1 protein-coding gene is annotated in these 233 nt (G+C 70.8%); it reads right to left on the bottom strand.

What is annotated here, in order from left to right; genetic code table 11:
- Positions 1-233, bottom strand: a 233-nt coding sequence (locus BN358_RS10500; protein ID WP_040582510.1) for a relaxase domain-containing protein, incomplete at both ends; no start/stop codon positions are given.

Raw genomic sequence — 233 nt, 5'->3', positions numbered from 1 at the left:
CGTTCACCTGGCCCCGCAACAGCGCGGCCTGCACGCCCGGGTCGAGAACGGCGAGGATGCTCCACTCCTTCGGCCCGTTCACTAGGAAGTCCACCGCCGCGACGTGCTCCGGATCCACCCGCTGCGCCCACCGGGACGCGCCGGTCTCGGGATCCAGACCGGCCATGAACCGGCCGAACTCCTCCGCCGTCAGCTGCCGCTCGACCAACTTCCCGTCGGCACCAATACCGCGC

This window comes from Sedimentibacter sp. B4 (assembly GCF_000309315.1).
GTDB classification, from domain to species: Bacteria; Bacillota; Clostridia; order Tissierellales; family Sedimentibacteraceae; genus Sedimentibacter; species Sedimentibacter saalensis.
The sequence above is the reverse complement of the archived record's forward strand: the minus strand, read 5'-3'. Positions and strand labels throughout refer to the sequence as shown.